This is a genomic window from Xanthomonas sp. CFBP 8443, assembly GCF_025666195.1.
Taxonomy (GTDB): domain Bacteria; phylum Pseudomonadota; class Gammaproteobacteria; order Xanthomonadales; family Xanthomonadaceae; genus Xanthomonas_A.
The window spans coordinates 906,755-920,312 of the sequence record NZ_CP102592.1 but is presented as its reverse complement, the minus strand read 5'-3'; the positions used below and the strand labels follow the sequence as shown (position 1 = coordinate 920,312).

Annotated in this window: 13 protein-coding genes and 1 riboswitch; of the genes, 8 read left to right on the top strand and 5 right to left on the bottom strand. The window is 70.0% G+C overall.

Annotated elements, in window-relative coordinates; translation table 11 throughout:
- Positions 1-7: 7 nt before the first annotated feature.
- Positions 8-2,644 (bottom strand): TonB-dependent receptor plug domain-containing protein, encoded by a 2,637-nt coding sequence (locus tag NUG20_RS03895; RefSeq protein WP_263397142.1) that lies wholly within the window; start codon positions 2,642-2,644, stop codon positions 8-10.
- Between the two features lie 160 nt (positions 2,645-2,804).
- On the opposite strand from NUG20_RS03895, the gene queD reads away from it, so the two are divergent.
- On the top strand, positions 2,805-3,164 hold the full coding sequence (gene queD / locus NUG20_RS03890) for a 6-carboxytetrahydropterin synthase QueD (RefSeq protein ID WP_263397141.1): 360 nt from the start codon (positions 2,805-2,807) through the stop codon (positions 3,162-3,164).
- A gap of 283 nt (positions 3,165-3,447) precedes the next feature.
- Positions 3,448-3,819 carry a phasin family protein gene (locus NUG20_RS03885; protein ID WP_263397140.1) on the top strand — a complete coding sequence of 124 codons (372 nt, stop codon included), beginning with the start codon at positions 3,448-3,450 and terminating at the stop codon, positions 3,817-3,819.
- A gap of 295 nt (positions 3,820-4,114) precedes the next feature.
- On the opposite strand, the gene bioD is transcribed toward NUG20_RS03885, so the two are convergent.
- Entirely contained in the window at positions 4,115-4,807 is a 693-nt protein-coding gene (gene bioD, locus NUG20_RS03880) for a dethiobiotin synthase (protein WP_263397139.1), read from the bottom strand.
- 256 nt (positions 4,808-5,063) lie between these two features.
- Between bioD and NUG20_RS03875 the strand changes: the two genes are divergently transcribed.
- From NUG20_RS03875 to NUG20_RS03860, 4 genes are all read left to right on the top strand, one after another.
- Positions 5,064-5,546, top strand: a complete 483-nt coding sequence (locus NUG20_RS03875; protein WP_263397138.1) for a free L-methionine (R)-S-oxide reductase MsrC — start codon at positions 5,064-5,066, stop codon at positions 5,544-5,546.
- On the top strand, positions 5,543-5,986 hold the full coding sequence (locus NUG20_RS03870) for a TfoX/Sxy family protein (protein WP_263397137.1): 444 nt from the start codon (positions 5,543-5,545) through the stop codon (positions 5,984-5,986). The genes NUG20_RS03875 and NUG20_RS03870 overlap by 4 nt, the downstream gene beginning before the upstream one ends.
- Positions 5,987-6,012: 26 nt before the next feature.
- Positions 6,013-6,232, top strand: a riboswitch (cobalamin riboswitch).
- A gap of 111 nt (positions 6,233-6,343) precedes the next feature.
- Positions 6,344-8,215: a TonB-dependent vitamin B12 receptor gene (btuB, locus tag NUG20_RS03865; protein WP_263397136.1), complete on the top strand. Its 1,872-nt coding sequence runs from the start codon at positions 6,344-6,346 to the stop codon at positions 8,213-8,215.
- 273 nt (positions 8,216-8,488) lie between these two features.
- Positions 8,489-8,944 carry a GNAT family N-acetyltransferase gene (locus NUG20_RS03860; protein WP_263397135.1) on the top strand — a complete coding sequence of 152 codons (456 nt, stop codon included), beginning with the start codon at positions 8,489-8,491 and terminating at the stop codon, positions 8,942-8,944.
- 46 nt (positions 8,945-8,990) lie between these two features.
- Here the strand turns inward: NUG20_RS03860 and gph are convergent, their stop codons facing one another.
- The gene (gene gph, locus NUG20_RS03855) at positions 8,991-9,644 is read right to left on the bottom strand and encodes a phosphoglycolate phosphatase (protein WP_263397134.1); all 654 of its coding nucleotides are present in this window, start codon (positions 9,642-9,644) and stop codon (positions 8,991-8,993) included.
- Positions 9,645-9,689: 45 nt separating this feature from the next.
- A complete protein-coding gene (locus NUG20_RS03850) occupies positions 9,690-10,592 on the bottom strand; it encodes a LysR family transcriptional regulator (protein WP_263397133.1) in 903 nt (300 codons plus the stop codon).
- Positions 10,593-10,692: 100 nt separating this feature from the next.
- Here NUG20_RS03850 and NUG20_RS03845 point away from each other — a divergent pair, with 100 nt between their 5' ends.
- Positions 10,693-11,328 carry an NAD(P)-dependent oxidoreductase gene (locus tag NUG20_RS03845; RefSeq protein ID WP_263397132.1) on the top strand — a complete coding sequence of 212 codons (636 nt, stop codon included), beginning with the start codon at positions 10,693-10,695 and terminating at the stop codon, positions 11,326-11,328.
- A gap of 142 nt (positions 11,329-11,470) precedes the next feature.
- Complete coding sequence (locus NUG20_RS03840) at positions 11,471-12,412, top strand: MBL fold metallo-hydrolase (protein WP_263397131.1); 942 nt, start codon at positions 11,471-11,473, stop codon at positions 12,410-12,412.
- A 51-nt stretch (positions 12,413-12,463) separates the two neighbouring features.
- On the opposite strand, the gene dinB is transcribed toward NUG20_RS03840, so the two are convergent.
- Positions 12,464-13,525 (bottom strand): DNA polymerase IV, encoded by a 1,062-nt coding sequence (gene dinB, locus NUG20_RS03835; RefSeq protein WP_263397130.1) that lies wholly within the window; start codon positions 13,523-13,525, stop codon positions 12,464-12,466.
- Between the last annotated feature and the right edge of the window lie 33 nt (positions 13,526-13,558).

The window sequence follows — 13,558 nt, the reverse complement described above, 5'->3', positions numbered from 1 at the left end:
GGCAACCTCAGAAACGGTAGTCGAAACCGACGGTGAAATAGCGACCGCGCAGGTCGTACTGGGTGAAGTCGTAGGGCGCGCGGATACCGGGGAACGACGCGTCGTACGGCGGCTCCTCGTCGGCCAGGTTCTCGATCTTGGCGTACAGCGTGAGCCGGTCGATGCCGCTGTAGCCCAGGTACAGATCGAACTGGTCGTAGTGGTCGACCCGCGACTGCACCGCGCTGGCCGCGGCGCTGGCCTTCTGGTCGTAGCCGCCGGTGTAGTACCAAGTCAGCGCCGCGTTGATGTCGCCCAGGGCCCAGTCCAGCGTGGTGGTCGCCTTGTTGCGCGGCAGCGAGGGGCCCAGATTGCTGCCGGCGTAGTCCTCGAGCGGGCCGCCGACCACGGTCGGGCGGCGGTAGTCGCGCACATGGGTGTAGGCGCTGCTCAGCCCGAACGTACCGAACCCGTCGCTGCGCCAGCGCTGGCGCAGTTCCACGTCGATGCCCGAGGTGCTCAGTTCGCTCAGGTTTTGGTAGCGGTTGTAGACCGCGACCAGCTTGCCGCGCGCGTCGCGGACCACGTCGGCCGGATCGTTGTTCTGCACCACGGTGGTGGTGTTGCCGGTGCCGATCAGGTGCTCCAGTTCGATCTTGTACCAGTCCACGCTGAGGCTGGTATCGGCCCATGGCGACAGCACCACGCCCAGGTTGTAGCTGCGCGTGCGCTCCGGATCCAGGTCGGTGTTGCCGACGGTGAAGAAGGTCGGGTTCTGCCGCGAGCCGGGCACGTCCGGATCGTAGGGATCGACCACCGAGCCGTAGGAGATGTTGGTGCTGGCGGCGTTCTCCGACAGCGACGGCGCGCGGAAGCCGCGCGAGGCCGCCGCGCGCACCAGCAGCGCGTCGATCGGCTGCCAGCGCAGGCTGACCTTGGGCGAGAACGCATCGCCGAAATCGCTGTAGTGGTCGCCGCGCCCGGCCAGTTGCAGCTCCAGCGACTGCAGCAGCGGCACGTTGACCTCGGCGTACAGCGCCGACACCTCGCGCTTGCCGTCCACCTCGGCGATCGCCGGGCGGATCTGCAGGCCGGCGTCGATCTGCCAGGGATTGCGCGAGACCAGCTCCTCCTGCCGCCATTCGGCGCCGGCGGCGAAACCGACACTGCCGGCCGGCAGCTCGAACAGGTTGCCGGACAGCTTGGCGTCGACGCCGCGCAGGGTCGAGCGTGCGGGACGCAGGGTGCTGAGATTGATGCCGTCGATCACCGCCTGCGGCGTGGCCGCCGGATCGAGCAGGTCGTAGCTGCCGTCGGCCAGCGCCTGGGCCAGGCTCCAGCGGTTGGCGAAGCCGCCGGACACCGTCTCGTGTTCGGTGCTGCGCGCGGCGAAGGCGGCCGCCTCCCATTCCCAGCGCGCGGTCGAGCCCCTCACCCCGCCCAGGAAGCGGTAGGACTGCGAGCGGTTGGTCTTGACCGTCTGGCCCAGGTCGAAGAACGTGTACTCGATCGGCACCGCCACGCCGTAGGGGTTGTACGGGCTGGACGCCGGCAGCAGGTTGGACACCGGCTCGGCCAACCCGGTGCTGGCGTTCAGCGCGAAGCGCCCGCCCTCCAGGGTGAAGTACGGACTGGAGCCGAAGATCGAGACGCCCTTGACCTCGCTGTATAGCGCCTCGCCGAACGCTTCGAGGGTGTCGCCGAGCCGGAAGGTGGCGTTGGTGTAGGCCTGGTAGCGCTTGGTCGAGGGAATCAGCGTGGTGTAGGGCGCCTGGTTGAACGCGCAGGTATCGCCGGCCAGGCCGTCGATCGGCGCGCTGGCGGTCAGCACCGTGCCGTCGGGGCAATTGCCCTGGGCGTCGAGCATCGGCACCGAGCGGCCGCCGACCAGATAGCGCGCGCCCTTGGCCGACCAGCCGTTCCAGCGCCCGCCGGGCAGGTCGCTGTAGATGCCCGAACGGGTCAGTTCGCGCTGGTCCTGGTCCAGCCGGTCGCGGTTGTAGGCGTCGACGCTGAAGAGGATGTTGTAGCCGTCGCGGTCCAGATCGCCGATGCCGCCGACGAACTTGGCGCGCTGCGTGTCCAGCCCGCCCTGGTCCGCGGTGCCGCCGCTGAGGCCGAGCTCGGCGCCCTGGAAATCCTGGCGGGTGATGATGTTGACCACACCGGCCACCGCGTCCGAGCCGTATACCGCCGAGGCGCCGTCCTTGAGCACTTCGATGCGCTCCACCGCCACCAGCGGCAATGCGTTGAGGTTGACGAAGGTATCGCCCAGGCCGTTGGCGGGGAAGCCGTAGTTGGCCAGGCGCCGGCCGTTGAGCAGCACCAGCGTGTTCTTCTGCGACAGCCCGCGCAGGCCGATGCCGGCCGAGCCGGACGCCCAACCGTTGTTGGTGGTCTCGTTGCTGGCGTTGCCGGTGTTGGCGGAGATCGAGCGCAGCGCATCGGCGACGGTGACCTTGCCGGATTGCTCCAGCTGCTGCCGGTCGATCACCTGCACCGGATTGGGACCTTCGCTGTCGCTGCGCTTGATGTTGGAACCGGTCACGCTGACCGTGGCCAGGGTCTTTCCGGTGTCATCGGTGCGCGATTGGGCAGCGGCGACGGGGACGAGCAGGACGCTCGCAAGGCTCAATGCGAGCAGGTGGGGCGTGTGCGGCTTCACGTGGACGTCCGTGGGTGGGGGCGCACCAGTGAGCCATCGCCGCCGGATTAACGAAAATCACATAACTGCATACGAATATGTCGTTGCGTGACATGCGCCGGCACCGAACCGGCATCCACGTGCGCCGGCGCCCGCCATGGCTGGCTTTACAATGCCGCGCATGGATATCTTCAAAGTCTTCACCCTCGAAGCGGCGCACCGCCTGCCCAACGTCCCGCCCGGCCACAAGTGCGCGCGGCTGCACGGACATTCGTTCCGGGTCGAGCTGCACGTCAGCGGCGAGCCTGGCGCCGACACCGGCTGGGTCATGGACTTCGGCGACATCAAGGCGGCGTTCGGCCCGATCTACGACCAGCTCGACCACCACTACCTCAACGATATCGAGGGCCTGGAGAACCCGACCAGCGAACGCCTGGCGGTGTGGATCTGGGAGCGGCTCAAGCCGGCATTGCCGCTGTTGAGCGAGGTGGTGATCCACGAGACCTGCACGTCCGGCTGCCGGTATCGCGGTCCTGCTTGAGGCAGGGATTCGGGATTCGGGATTGGGGATTGGCAAGGGCGGCATGACGGCAACTGACCCATTGCGGATGGACGGCCCTGTTCCCGGGTGCCCGCGTAGGCGCAGCTGGCGTCCGCCCAATGCGTCCGCAGGCCAGGTCGGCGCTAGGCAGATCGCCTCCAACCTATTGATCCGAAAGCCACTTTGAACGAAGCCTGAGCGGCTTCAGAAAATTTTGTTGCATTGCAGCAGAATGCGCGTATGTTGCACTGCAACAGCAATCGGCATTCCCTGGAGTTGCATGATGTCCGCTCAGTTCAATGATCAGTTCAGCAGCTACACCCAGCAGTTCGCCGCCGCCGCCGCGCGGGCCAACCGCCTGGCGCTGGAAAGCGCCGAGAGCGTGTTCGGCGTGCAGCTGAAGACCTTCGAGAAGAACGTCGCCGCGACCACCGGCTTCCTCGGCGAGCTCACCGAAGCGCGCGACATCGGCAGCGTGCAGTCGCTGTGGCCGAAGGGCCTGCAGATCGCCCGCGACAACTTCGAGCGGCTGGCCACGGCCAACCAGGAAGTGTTCGGCCTGGGCCTGAAGACCTCCGAAGCCATCGGCCAGCTGGCCAAGAACCAGTTCGAGGCGGCCACCGATCAGGCCGCGCCGAAGGCCAAGACCAAATAAGCAAGACCAGACAAGTCCGCTGCGGCACAGCCGCAGGACTGACCAGTGGTACGCGCGGGTCCCTCCCCCCGTGCAGCCAAGACCCGGTAGATCCCTCCCTCTACCGGGTCTTTTTTATGGCCGGGACTCGGGACTCGGGACTCGGGATTTTCGCAACTGCCAGGCATTCCTGTGCTTCTTGCGGATGTCTCAGCCCGACTTTTCGGTCCGTTGGGGCTGAAATCCCCTCCTCCACAAGAAACCCTCCTCACGGCCGCCATTCCTGCGCTGCGCGCGCTCGCGGCCAGGCACCGAATCAGCCCGCCGTCTGCTCGCCCGGCCATGGGTGCAGCTGCGCCGCCAGCGCGGCCGGATCCGGTTGCGGCCGGTACGGCAGCCGCCCCCAGCAGGGCATCGGCAAGCGCTCCTGCAGCATCTGCATATTGGCGTCGATGCGTTCCATCGCCGGATCGATCTCGTTGCCGATCCAGCCGATGCAGCGCAGGCCGTCGGCGGCGATCGCCGCGGCGCTGAGCCGGGCGTGGTTGAGGCAGCCCAGGCGCAGCCCGACCACCAGCAGCACCGGCAAGGCCAGCGCGCGCGCCAGGTCGGCCTGGTCCAGCGTCGCCGACAGCGGCGCCGCCCAGCCGCCGACGCCTTCCACCACCACCACGTCGGCCTGCGCGCGCAGACGCGCGAAGGCCGCCGCGATCGGTTCCAGCTCCACGCGCACGCCGGCCTCGGCGGCGGCCAGTTCCGGCGCCAGCGGCAGCGGCAAGGCATAGGGATTGAGGTCCGCGTAGTCCGGCCGCGGCGCGCTGGCCGCCTGCAGCGCCAGCGCATCCTCGTTGCGCCAGCCGTCCGCGCCGCGTTCGCAGCCGCTGGCGACCGGCTTCATGCCCACCGCCACCTGCCCGCGCGCGCGCAGCGCATGCAGCAGCGCGGTGCTGGCGACGGTCTTGCCGATGCCGGTATCGGTGCCGGTGACGTAGAAGGCGGGGAAGCGCATCGTCGCAGGATCCTCGGGGCCGCCACATGCGGCGCGGCCGCGCAGGATAGCCGGCGCCGTGCCGCCGCGTCAGCGTCATCGGCGATCTGCCCGTGCGCAAAGGGGCCATCGCGCCGATGCATGCGCCAAGGAACACGTGGGGCGCAGGTCGATCGCTGCCAGCGACGGCTCGGCCCATCCAGGCACGCGTCCGCTCTCCCTTGCGTCGGCCGTCTCCGCCGCCCAGGCCGCCACCGGCCGCTGCTAGACTCGTGCGATGTTCGCTTCCTCTTCGCTCACCGGCAGCAAGCCGGAACAGTACGCCCAGTTGCTCGCCCAGGCCCGCTCCCTGGTCAGCGGCGAACCCGACCGCATCGCCAATGCCGCCAACCTGGCGGCGCTGGTGTACCACGCGCTGCCGCGGTTGAACTGGGTCGGCTTCTACCTGTACGACGGCAAGGAACTGGTGGTCGGGCCGTTCCAGGGCCTGCCCGCGTGCGTGCGCATCCCGCTGCACAAGGGCGTGTGCGGCGCCGCCGCCAGCAGCGGCCAGACCCAGCGCATCGACGACGTCGAGGCCTTCCCCGGGCATATCGCCTGCGATGCGGCGTCGCGCTCGGAGCTGGTGGTGCCGCTGCTGCGCGACGGCGAACTGATCGGCGTGTTCGACCTGGACAGCCCGGACCTGGCGCGCTTCGATGCCGACGACCAGCACGGCCTGGAGGCGCTCGCCCAGGTCTTCGTCGACGCGCTGCGATGAGCACCGAGAAGCTGCGCAACATCGGCCCCAAGAGCGCGGCCTGGCTGCGCCAGGTCGGCCTGCGCACGCAGGAGGACTTGGCGGCGGCCGGCGCAGTGGGCGCATTCCTGAAGGTCAAGCGCGCCGGCTTCAAGCCCAGCCTCAACCTGCTGTACTCGCTGGAGGGCGCGCTGACCGGCTGCCACTGGCAGGAACTGCCCGAGGCACGGCGCACGCAGTTGCTGGCCGAGCTGGACACGGCGGCGGCGGCGCTTCCGGCGCAACGCGGCCTGCCGGTGGCCGGACCGGTGGCGACCACCCATTTCGACCGCGACGGCGACCATAGCGATACGCCGTATGCGGACTACGCCGACGACGCGTCCGGCGGCCATGCCTACGACGCCGAGCGCGACCGCGGACGCGACGACGACGGCCACGCCGGCGAGCGCGACGCCGACTGATCCGCGCGCCACGCCGCCGATCGCGTACAATCGCGCCGCTTCAAGGTGACCTGCCGGCCCCGGCCTGCAGGTTGAAACGGGAAGCCGGTGCGTCTTGCGACAAGGCCGGCGCTGCCCCCGCAACGGTAAGCGATCCAAGCTGACGACCTGCGCCACTGTGCAAACCGCATGGGAAGGCGTCGCCAGCCGGGAGTTCCGACTCCCAGATCGCCAGCCCGGAGACCGGCCTTGCAGTCCACTGGTTGCGATGCGGAGGGCGTCGCGGCGTGCCGCGCCGCGTCTGGCGCCGTCCGCTTGCACCTTCCGTTCGCGACTCCTTCGCCGTCACAGCGCGCAACCGCGCGCCGGAGTTGCCCCATGTCGTTCCGCCTGCTTTCGGTCGCGATCGCGTCCGCCCTGTCCCTGCCCTCGCTGGCGCTCGCCGCCGATGCCGCCACCGACCTGGACCAGGTCCTGGTCACCGCCACCCGCACCCAGATCTCGGTCGAGGACAGCGTGGTCCCGGCGCAGGTGATCGACCGCGCCGAGATCGAGCGCAGCCAGGCCACATCGCTGGCGCAACTGCTGCAGGGCCGCGCCGGCATCGGCGTGTCCAACCAGGGCGGGCTGGGCAAGCTGACCACGCTGAGCCTGCGCGGCAGCGAATCGGACCACGTGCTGGTGCTGGTGGACGGCGTGCGCATCGGCTCGGCCAGCGCCGGCCTGGCCGCGTTCCAGGACCTGCCGCTGAGCCAGATCGAGCGCATCGAGGTCGTGCGCGGCCCGCGCTCGAGCCTGTACGGCTCCGATGCGATCGGCGGGGTGATCCAGATCTTCACCCGCCGCGGCGGCCAGGGCCTGCAGCAGAACCTGAGCCTGGGCGCCGGCAGCAATGGCCTGCGCCAGGCCAGCGCCGGCTTCAGCAACCGCGGCGAGCGCGGCTGGCTGTCGGTGCAGGGCGGCTACCAGAACACCGACGGCATCAACGCCTGCAACGGTTCGGCCACCCTGTTCGCCGGCTGCTTCATCGACGAGCCGGACCGCGACGGCTACCGCAACACCTCGCTGAGCGCGCGCGCCGGCTATGCGCTGAGCGACACCCTGCGCATCGAAGGCCAGGCGCTGAACATCGACAGCCGCAACGAATACGACGGCGATGCGCTGTTTGCCGGCAACGAGGCTGACAACACCCAGCAGGTGTTCGGCGGCAAGCTCGACTGGACCCCGTCCGAGCGCGTGCACGTGGCCGCGCAGCTCGGCCGCAACACCGACCAGGCCGACAGCTACTACCACGCCGCCGGCAGCGACACGCGCAGCTTCGTCAGCACCTTCGACAGCCGCCGCGACACCGCCTCGCTGCAGGGCGACTTCGGCCTGGCCGAGGGCCACCTGCTCAGCGCCGGCGCCGACTGGCAGCGCGAGGAAGTCACCGGCAGCACCGCCTTCGACGTCGACCAGCGCGACAACACCGGCGTGTTCGCCGAGTACCAGGGCCGCTTCGGCGCGCAGCAGGTGCAGGCCAGCGTGCGCAGCGACGACAACGAGCAGTTCGGCCAGCACACCACCGGCAGCCTCGGCTGGGGCCTGGCGCTGGACGGCGGCTTCAAGCTCACCGCCAGCCTCGGCACCGGCTTCAAGGCGCCGACCTTCAACGACCTGTACTACCCGTTCTCCGGCAATCCGGAACTGAAGCCGGAGAAGTCCAAGAGCGGCAACCTGGGCGTGGCGCAGTACGCCGACACCTGGAACTGGACCTTCAACGTCTACGAGACCCGCGTCGACGACCTGATCTCCTACGACGCCGTCAGCTTCCTGCCGGTCAACGTGGACGAAGCGCGGATCCGCGGCGCCGAGCTGACCGGCTATGCGACGCTGGCCGGCTGGGAACTGTCGGCGCAGCTCAGCCACACCGATCCGCGCAACCGCAGCGACGGCGGCAACCGCGACAACTGGCTGGCGCGGCGCGCGCAGAACACCGCGCGGCTGGACGTGGACCGCGGCTTCGGCCCGGTCAAGCTCGGGGTGACCGCGTTCGGCAGCGGCCACCGCTACGACGACGCGGCCAACAGCGTGCGCCTGGCCGGCTACGGCACCGTCGACCTGCGCGTGGAATACGCGTTCGCGCCGGACTGGACGCTGCAGGCCAAGGCCAGCAACGTGTTCGATCGCGACTACCAGACCATCAACTGGTACAACCAGCCGGGCCGCGAGTACGCGGTGACGCTGCGCTACGCGCCGGCGGCGCACTGAGGAACGACGCGCTGCGCCGCACGGCGCAGCGCTTGCTACGACTGTGAAAAGCGCGGCGGCATCGACATCGACGCTGCAGCCCTTGTAGGAGCGGCTTCAGCCGCGACCGGGCTCTACCGGTAAAGCGTCGCGGCTGAAGCCGCTCCTGCAGGATCCGAACGCGCATGGCTGCTTCGTCAAAGCAGCGCTTTCGCGCATCGTCGCCTGTTCCCGCGACATGCCGCGCGCGCCCTGGATAATGACCGGCGTAGCCAGTCAATTCCGGGATCACCCATGCACATCTCTTATCGCGCCGCCGTGCCCGCCGACGCGGCAGACTGCATCGACCTGCGCGGCCGGACCCGTGAGAACGCGTTCTCGGCCGAACAGCTGGCCGCGCTGGGCATCACCGTGGACAGCTGGCAGGCCGGTATCGCCAACGGCAGTTTCCCCGGACATGTGGCCGAGGCGGGAGGCCGCATGGTCGGCTACTGCTTCGGCGATCGCGACAGCGGCGAAATCATCGTGCTGGCGCTGCTGCCCGCATGGGAGGACAAGGGCCTCGGCAAGGCATTGTTGGCGCGGATGGTCGAGGATTTCCGCGCATGGGGCTTCGCGCGGCTGTTCCTCGGCTGCGCGGCCGACCCGGCGGTGCGTTCGCACGGTTTCTATCGGCACGTGGGCTGGCGTCCCACCGGCGAGATCGATGACCTGGGCGATGAAGTGCTGGAGTACCGGCTGTCGGCTTGATCGGTCCGCAAGGCCGAGCGCGCGCGCGCGCAGCGATCGCCGGCGGCTACCCCAGCGTCAGCAACTCGCGCATGTCGTCCATCAGCAGCACCACCTCCGCGCTGGCCAGGTCCAGGTCGCGCGGATAGCCGTAGCGCACCAGCGCGGCGGGCATGCCGGCGGCGTGCGCGGCCTGCAGGTCGGTGCCGGAATCGCCGACCATCAGGCAACGGGCCGGCGGCTGCGCGAAGCGCTGCGCCAGGTGCAGCAGCGGCAGCGGGCTCGGCTTGCGCTCGGGCAGGCTGTCCCCGCCGAGCGTCGCGGCGAACGCGTCGGCCACGCCGAGATGGCGCAGCAGCGGCGGCACGAACGCGGACGGTTTGTTGGTGCACAGCGCCAGCGTCACGCCGCGCGTGCGCAACTGCGCCAGCGCCTCGGCCGCGCCCGGATACAGGCGCGGGCTGCGCAGCAGGCACTCCTCGTAGTGGCGCATGAAGGTCGGCATCACCGCGTCGATCGGCGTGGCGTCGTGCGCATGCCGCCACGCGGCCTCGACCAGCTTGCGCACGCCCTCGCCGATCCAGCCGAGCACGGTGGCGTCGGGCACGCGCGCCAGGCCGAAGTCGGCGAGCGTGCGATTGAGCGCTTCGGCGATATCGGCGCCGCTGTCCACCAGCGTGCCATCCAGATCGAATACCACCAGCGCAAACGGAAATGTCATCTCGTTCCTCGGTGCGAAGCGCAGCGCCCATTGTAGGCGCCGCGCTCAGTCGCGATCCCAGTACGGCACTTCGCCGAAACGCGCGACCAGGAAATCCAGGAACACGCGCACGATCGCCGGCTGCTGCCGGCGCGACGCATACACGCCGAAGATGTCCATGGTGTCGAGTTCGTGGTCGGGCAAGACGCGCCGCAGTTCGCCGCTGCGCAGCAGCGCTGCGGCCTGGTAGGTGGGCAGCATCGCGATGCCGGCGCCGATCCGCACCGCCTCCAGCAGCACGGTGGCCTCGTTGGCGGTGAAGTTGCCGCTCACCGGCACCGACACCCGTTCGCCGCGATAGCGCAGCGGCCATTCGTGCTTGCCCACGTAGTGATGGCCCAGGCAGTTGTGCGCGGCCAGGTCGGCGGCGCTCAGCGGCGCGCCGTGCCGCTGCAGGTAGGCCGGCGCCGCGCACAGCACCGAGCGGCATACGCTCAGGCGCCGCGCGATCAGTCCCGGATCGACGCGATTGGAGATGCGCACCGCCAGGTCGATGCGCTCCTCGACCAGGTTGACTGTGCGATCGGCCAGCAGCATGTCCACCCGCGCCTGCGGGTAGCGGGTCACGAACTCGGCCGCCGCCGCGGCCAGATGCGCCTGCCCGAATGAGGCCGAGGCGGTGACGCGCAGCTGTCCGTGCGGCTCCGGGTCGTCGCTGGCCAACTCGTCGCGCAGCGATGCGCCGATCGCCAGCATCGGCCGGAACCGCGCCAGCGCGGTCTCGCCGGCACCGGTCAGGGTCACCCGTCGCGTGGTCCGGTGCAGCAGGCGGGCGCCCAGCCAGCGCTCCAGCTCGGCCAGATGGCGCGAGACCATCGCCCGCGACAGGTCCAGCGCCTCGGCGGCGCCGGTGAGACTGCCGCGCTCGGCGACCTCGACGAACACCGCAATCGCGGTCAGACGGTCCATTTGCCCGTTCCATGCAACAAAGAATCGACTTATACGCGGTTTATCGCGCTAATTGCCATGGCTACGCTGTGCACATCCCGTCCCTCTCTGGAGCACCTCGATGCACATCGCCCTGATCGGCGCCACCGGCAATATCGGCCGCCATATCGCCCAGGACGCCTTGCGCCGCGGCCATGCGGTCACCGCCCTGGTCCGCCGCGCGCAGCCGCTGCCGCCGGAACTGGACGGCGCCAACATCGTGGTCGCGTCGCTGGACGACCGCGCCGCCCTCGTCGCCGCGGTGCGCGGCCACGACGTACTGGCCAGCGCCTACGGCCCCGGTGCCGAGGCGGCCGACACGATTCCCGGCGTGGCCCAGACCCTGATCGAGGTCGCCCGCAGCGCCGGCGTGCCGCGCCTGCTGGCGGTCGGTGGCGCCGGCAGCCTGGAAGTGGCGCCGGGCGTGCAACTGGTGGACACGCCGAACTTCCCCGATGCCTACAAGCCCTATGCGCTGGCGCACCGCGCCGCCCTGCAGCGCTTCCAGGCGGCCGCCGATCTGGACTGGACCTTCTACGCCCCGGCCGCGGAAATCGGCCCCGGCGCCAAGCGCGGCGGCGTGCGCACCCAGGCCACGGCATTGCTCAACGATGTGCACGGCCACAGCGCGATCAGCTACGCCGACTACGCCAGCGCCTTCGTCGACGAAATCGAACGCCCGCAGTACCTGCGCCAGGTCGCCACCGCCGCGTACTGAGCAGCGACGCCCGGCGCACTGCGCGGCGGCGTGCCGATGGCGCCGCGCGCGGCCGCCCGTTCCGCGCCGCGACCGCATACGGGCGCGGCCGATCCGCACGCCATGCCGATGCATGGCGTCGCCTTTCCCGATGGAGTTCCGCATGTCTTCCTTTTCGTTGTCGCGCCTCGGCGCCGCGCTGATCCTTGCCCTCGGCATCGCCGGCAATGGCGCGGCGCACGCCGCAACCGGCACCCCCGCCCAGGCCGCAGCTGCCACCGCGAAGCAGCCGGCCGCCGCGCCGTTGCAGGTGCAGGTCTACCATCCGGACGCGAACGCGATCTTCGGCGTCGCCTCGGTGCTGGTGAGCGGCGCCAAGGACGTGCTCCTGGTCGACGCGCAGTTCTCCGCGGCCGATGCGCGCGCCCTCGTCGCGCAGATCCGCGGCTCCGGTAAGCGCCTGACCACGATCTACATCAGCCACGGCGATCCGGACTACTACTTCGGCCTGGACGTGCTCACCCAGGCGTTCCCGCAGGCCAAGGTGCTGGCCAGCCCGGCGACGGTCGCGCACATCCGCCAGACCCAGGCGCAGAAGCTGCAGGTGTGGGGACCCAAGCTCGGTGCCGACGCGCCGCAGCGCATCGTGCTGCCGCAGCCGCTGCACAGCGACCGCCTGCTGCTGGAAGGCCGCGAGCTGCAGATCGTCGGCCTGGACGGGGCGACCCCGGACCGCACGTTCGTGTGGATTCCCTCGATCCGGACCGTGCTCGGCGGAATCCCGGTGGTGGCCGGCGAACACGTGTGGATGGCCGATACGCAGACCCCGGCATCGCATGCGCAGTGGCTGGCCACGCTGCAACGGATCCAGGCGCTGCAGCCGCAGCGGGTGATTCCCGGGCACTTCGTGCCGGGCGCGGCGCAGGACCTGGCCGCGGTGCGCTTCACCGCCGACTACATCCGCGCCTTCGACGAGGAAACCGCCAAGGCCAAGGATGCGGCCGCGCTGGTCGCGGCGATGCAGCGCCGCTATCCGCAGCTGGGCGGCGTGGAGGCGCTGCAGCTGAGCGCGAAGGTGGCCAAGGGCGAAATGCGCTGGCCGTGAGCGAGGCGCCCGCGCGCGGCGCGAACACGGCCGCGCGCATGGCTGCACGGTTCAGCGGAACAGCTGTCCTTGCGTCTGCACCGGCTCGGCTTCGTGGAAGCCGGCCAGCCCCACGCCGACCAGGCGGTAACGCGTGGACGCGGGCAGCTCGACGCGCTGGCGCAAGGCCAGTGCGATGTCGGTCAGCGCCTGCAGCGAGTCCGGCGGCTGCTCCGGGGTGAAGCTGCGGGTCAGGATGCGGAACTGCGCGGTCTTCAGCTTCAGCACCACGGTGCGCGCGACGCGCTCGGTGCGACGGGTCGCGTTCCAGGTCTTCTCCGCCAGCTGGCGGATCGCCGGCTCCAGCGCGTCCAGTGCCAGGTCTTCGGCGAAGGTGTCTTCGGAAGAGATCGACTGTACCGGCTGGTCCGACTCCACCGGCCGCTCGTCGATGCCGCGCGCACGCTGGTACAGGCGCCGCCCGAAGCTGCCGAAGTGCGCCTCCAGTTCCGCTTCGGCATGCGTGCGCAGGTCGCCGACGGTGACGATGCCCAGCGCCGCCAGCTTGGCCTGCATCACCTTGCCCACGCCCGGCACCTTGCTCACCGGCAGCGGGGTCAGAAACGCGTCGACGCGATGCGGGCGGACCACGAACTGGCCGTCGGGCTTGCGCCAGTCCGAGGCGATCTTGGCCAGGAACTTGTTCGGCGCGATGCCGGCCGACGCGGTCAGCTGGGTTTCCTCGCGGATCTGCGCGCGGATGGTCTGCGCGATCTCGGTGGCGGTGGCCAGCTCGCCCTTGGGCACGGTGACGTCGAGATAGGCTTCGTCCAGCGACAGCGGCTCGATCAGGTCGGTGTGGCGTTGGAAGATCTCGCGCACCTGCCGCGACACCGCCTTGTAGCGCGCGAAATCCGGCGGCACGAAGATCGCGTCCGGGCACAGCCGCTCGGCGCGCAGCGCCGGCATCGCCGAGCGGATCCCGAACACGCGCGCTTCGTAGGACGCGGCGCAGACCACCGAGCGCATGCCGCGCCAGGCCACCACCACCGGTTTGCCGCGCAATGCGGGATCGTCACGCTGCTCCACGGACGCGTAGAACGCATCCATGTCGACGTGAATGATCTTGCGCATCGGCCCTGCACCCTACGCCAGCGAACGGTAGCC

Excerpts from the sequence above, each read along its gene's own strand:
- dinB (WP_263397130.1), bottom strand. The coding sequence starts at position 13,525 with ATGCGCAAGATCATTCACGTCGACATGGATGCGTTCTACGCGTCCGTG.
- NUG20_RS03870 (WP_263397137.1), top strand. The coding sequence starts at position 5,543 with ATGAGCACCGAGAAGCTGCGCAACATCGGCCCCAAGAGCGCGGCCTGG.
- btuB (WP_263397136.1), top strand. The coding sequence starts at position 6,344 with ATGTCGTTCCGCCTGCTTTCGGTCGCGATCGCGTCCGCCCTGTCCCTG.
- gph (WP_263397134.1), bottom strand. The coding sequence starts at position 9,644 with ATGACATTTCCGTTTGCGCTGGTGGTATTCGATCTGGATGGCACGCTG.
- NUG20_RS03845 (WP_263397132.1), top strand. The coding sequence starts at position 10,693 with ATGCACATCGCCCTGATCGGCGCCACCGGCAATATCGGCCGCCATATC.
- queD (WP_263397141.1), top strand. The coding sequence starts at position 2,805 with ATGGATATCTTCAAAGTCTTCACCCTCGAAGCGGCGCACCGCCTGCCC.
- NUG20_RS03860 (WP_263397135.1), top strand. The coding sequence starts at position 8,489 with ATGCACATCTCTTATCGCGCCGCCGTGCCCGCCGACGCGGCAGACTGC.
- NUG20_RS03885 (WP_263397140.1), top strand. The coding sequence starts at position 3,448 with ATGTCCGCTCAGTTCAATGATCAGTTCAGCAGCTACACCCAGCAGTTC.
- NUG20_RS03875 (WP_263397138.1), top strand. The coding sequence starts at position 5,064 with ATGTTCGCTTCCTCTTCGCTCACCGGCAGCAAGCCGGAACAGTACGCC.
- NUG20_RS03840 (WP_263397131.1), top strand. The coding sequence starts at position 11,471 with ATGTCTTCCTTTTCGTTGTCGCGCCTCGGCGCCGCGCTGATCCTTGCC.
- bioD (WP_263397139.1), bottom strand. The coding sequence starts at position 4,807 with ATGCGCTTCCCCGCCTTCTACGTCACCGGCACCGATACCGGCATCGGC.
- NUG20_RS03850 (WP_263397133.1), bottom strand. The coding sequence starts at position 10,592 with ATGGACCGTCTGACCGCGATTGCGGTGTTCGTCGAGGTCGCCGAGCGC.